Source organism: Bradyrhizobium sp. (assembly GCF_049691595.1).
Classification (GTDB): domain Bacteria; phylum Pseudomonadota; class Alphaproteobacteria; order Rhizobiales; family Xanthobacteraceae; genus Bradyrhizobium.
In genome coordinates this window covers 1-2,887 of sequence record NZ_JBAVNZ010000086.1, presented here as the reverse complement: position 1 = coordinate 2,887, position 2,887 = coordinate 1, and the positions used below count along the sequence as shown (strand labels likewise).

Annotated in this window: 4 protein-coding genes; 1 reads left to right on the top strand and 3 read right to left on the bottom strand. The window is 64.9% G+C overall.

Annotated features, from left to right (window positions below):
- Positions 1–276: DciA family protein (locus tag WCE35_RS04110; RefSeq protein WP_424592068.1), on the bottom strand; the 276-nt coding region annotated here is incomplete at its 3' end.
- Positions 277–313: 37 nt separating this feature from the next.
- A complete protein-coding gene (locus tag WCE35_RS04105) occupies positions 314–634 on the bottom strand; it encodes a HigA family addiction module antitoxin (RefSeq protein ID WP_424592067.1) in 321 nt (106 codons plus the stop codon).
- 99 nt (positions 635–733) lie between these two features.
- Between WCE35_RS04105 and mutY the strand changes: the two genes are divergently transcribed.
- On the top strand, positions 734–1,867 hold the full coding sequence (mutY, locus tag WCE35_RS04100) for an A/G-specific adenine glycosylase (protein ID WP_424592066.1): 1,134 nt from the start codon (positions 734–736) through the stop codon (positions 1,865–1,867).
- Positions 1,868–1,986: 119 nt separating this feature from the next.
- Here the strand turns inward: mutY and WCE35_RS04095 are convergent.
- On the bottom strand, positions 1,987–2,887 hold a 901-nt coding region (locus tag WCE35_RS04095; RefSeq protein ID WP_424592065.1), incomplete at its 5' end, for an FAD-dependent monooxygenase.

Genomic DNA, 2,887 nt, shown 5'->3' with positions numbered 1-2,887 from the left:
CTCCAGGATGATGTCGGAGGAATGCTGGATCTCCAGCGCCATCGGTCCTTCCACCCGCAGCACCAGCGTCGCCGGTTCCTGCGGCTGGCCCTCCACCGGGCGCGGCCACTGCATCTTCAGCGGCTCGGAATGGGCGGCGATCTCGCGTCCGGCGATCTCCGCCCAGCGCGTCACCAGTTCCCGCGCGGCGAACCCCTGCCTGGCATAGGCGTCGGAAAACACGTCTGCGAGCAGGACGGAAAGCGGTCTTGCGCTGATCGGGCCGGGGCGGGACATGGGTGTTTATAGCACCGCTGTTGGGGGGCAGTCCAAATCATGCCGCGCGCGGGCGAATGGCCTTCAGATCGCGGTCGATCTCGCGCCGCCGCTGCATCAGGTCATAGTCCATCTGCAGCCCAAGGAAGAAGCCTTCCGGCAGACCGAAATAGCGCGCGAGCCGAAGGTCGGTGTCGGCGGTAATGTCGCGCTTGCCCAGCACGATCTCGTTGATGCGGCGCGGCGCGACATGGACGGCACGCGCCAAACTATTCTGACTGAGGCCCATCGGCTTGAGAAACTCTTCGAGCAGGATTTCGCCCGGATGCGGGTTTTGCAGCAGCCCGCCCCTGGACATGGTAGTCGACGATTTCGACACGCGCCGGCCCTCCTTCAAACTCAAAACCTGGAAGAGTTTTCCTCTTGAGATTCCGGGTCTGGACCTTCGGTCTATCCGGGAACGACGTTATATAATGGCATGACCTTATCAGGTGCGGCGCGGAAGCGAAAGAAAGTCCCATCCGTCGATCACGATGATATGGCTTCCGGCCGCCCCGCGCGGCTGCTGGACTGGTACGACCGCCATCGCCGCCGGCTGCCGTGGCGGCCGCTGGCGGGCGAGAGCGCCGATCCGTACCGGGTGTGGCTGTCGGAAATCATGCTGCAGCAGACCGGGGTCAAAACCGTAGCTCCCTATTTCCTGAAGTTTTTGGCGCGCTGGCCCGACGTGGCTGCGTTGGCGCGCGCGTCGCAGGACGACGTGCTGCGGATGTGGGCCGGGCTCGGTTACTATTCGCGGGCGCGCAATCTGCACGCCTGCGCGGTGGCGGTGCTGCGCGATCACGGCGGCGTCTTTCCCGGCACCGAGGAAGGTTTGCGGGCGCTGCCGGGAATCGGTCCCTATACCGCGGCGGCGATCGCGGCGATTGCGTTCGGTTGTCGCACCATGCCGGTCGACGGCAATATCGAGCGCGTGGTGTCGCGGCTGTTCGCGGTCGAGGAACCGTTGCCGCAGGCGAAGCCGCTGATTCAACAACTGGCGACGACATTGCTTGGCCAGTCCCGCGATGGCGACGAGAAGTCTCGCGCCGGTGATAGCGCGCAAGCGCTGATGGATATCGGCTCGTCGATCTGCACGCCGAAGAAGCCGGCCTGCGCGCTGTGCCCGCTGAACGACGATTGCGCCGCGCACGCGCGCGGCGATCAGGAGAGCTTTCCGCGCAAGGCGCCGAAGAAATCGGGCGCGCTGCGTCGCGGCGCCGCCTTCGTCGTCACGCGCGGCAATGAATTGCTGGTCCGCACCCGGCCCGAAAAGGGCCTGCTCGGCGGCATGACCGAAGTGCCGGGCTCCGACTGGCTCGCCGGACAGGACGACAAGGCGGCCTTGATGCAGGCGCCGTTGCCCAATGGCATCGCGCGCTGGCATCGCAAGGCCGGCGTTGTCACCCACGTCTTTACGCATTTTCCGCTGGAGCTTGTGGTCTACACCGCAAGGGCAGCCGCGCGTACGCCTACGCCCAGGGGAATGCGCTGGGTGCCGGTCGCAACGCTTGCCGATGAAGCGCTGCCCAATGTCATGCGCAAGGTGATCGCGCACGGGCTCGGGCGGTAACGTTGATAATTACCCAAGATGTACCGACGCTGTCATTGCGAGGAGCGTAAGCGACGAAGCAATCCATTCTTCCTCGCGGTGCGATGGATTGCTTCGCTGCGCTCGCAATGACGTGAAAGTCATCCCGCGCTGTCGAGCCGGCCCGGCGCGGGCATGGTCACGATCGGCGGCTTGGCGTTGAGGCCTTCGACCTGAAAGCCGGCGACGCGCTTGTAGTTGGCGGCGATGTCCTCCAGCTCCTTCAGCGACAGCACGTCGGTGACGACGTCGTAGCCGTCGGGCGCGCGTTCCTCGACGAGCTGCATCACCTGCTCGGGGCCGTTGCGCCGGTTCAGCATGACAAGGTCGGCGGTCGCGGGCCGCCGCTCGGCCTCATAGGCCGCCAGCGCAGCATTGGTTGGACCTCGCGCCAGAATTTCCCGCGTCAGCACGCGGGCATCCAGAATCGCCTGCGACGCGCCGTTGGAACCGATCGGGTACATCGGATGCGCGGCATCGCCCATCAGCGTGACGCGGCCAAAAGTCCATTGCGGGATCGGATCACGGTCGACCAGCGGATATTCGTAGGCCCGCGGGCAGTTGCGGATCAGGCCGGGGACGTCGAGCCAGTCGAACTTCCAGTGCGTAAACCACGGCAGAAACTCTTCCAATCTTGCCGTCCGGTTGTAGTCCTCGCGCCGCCATTGCCAGGTCGGCGGCATGTGCCGTTCGGCCACCCAGTTGATGCTGAATTTGCCCGACGCGTCGGGCGCCTTCGAGATCGGATAGCAGACGAATTTCAGCATTTCGTGGCCGGCCATGATCATGGTGCGGCCGGACAGGAAGGCGTCGCTCTTGGTGATGCCGCGCCACAGGATTCGCCCGTTCCAGATCGGCGGGCCTTCTTGCGGATAGAGCTTTTCGCGGATCGCGGAATGGATGCCGTCGGCGGCGATCAAGAGCGCGCCTTGATGGTGACTTGTCGATTTGCCGGTCGCCTTGTCGATGAATTCGGCGCGGACACCGTCGGCTGTCTCTTTC

Bases quoted from the DNA above. Each gene is read 5' to 3' on its own strand.
- mutY (WP_424592066.1), top strand. From the start codon at position 734: ATGACCTTATCAGGTGCGGCGCGGAAGCGAAAGAAAGTCCCATCCGTC.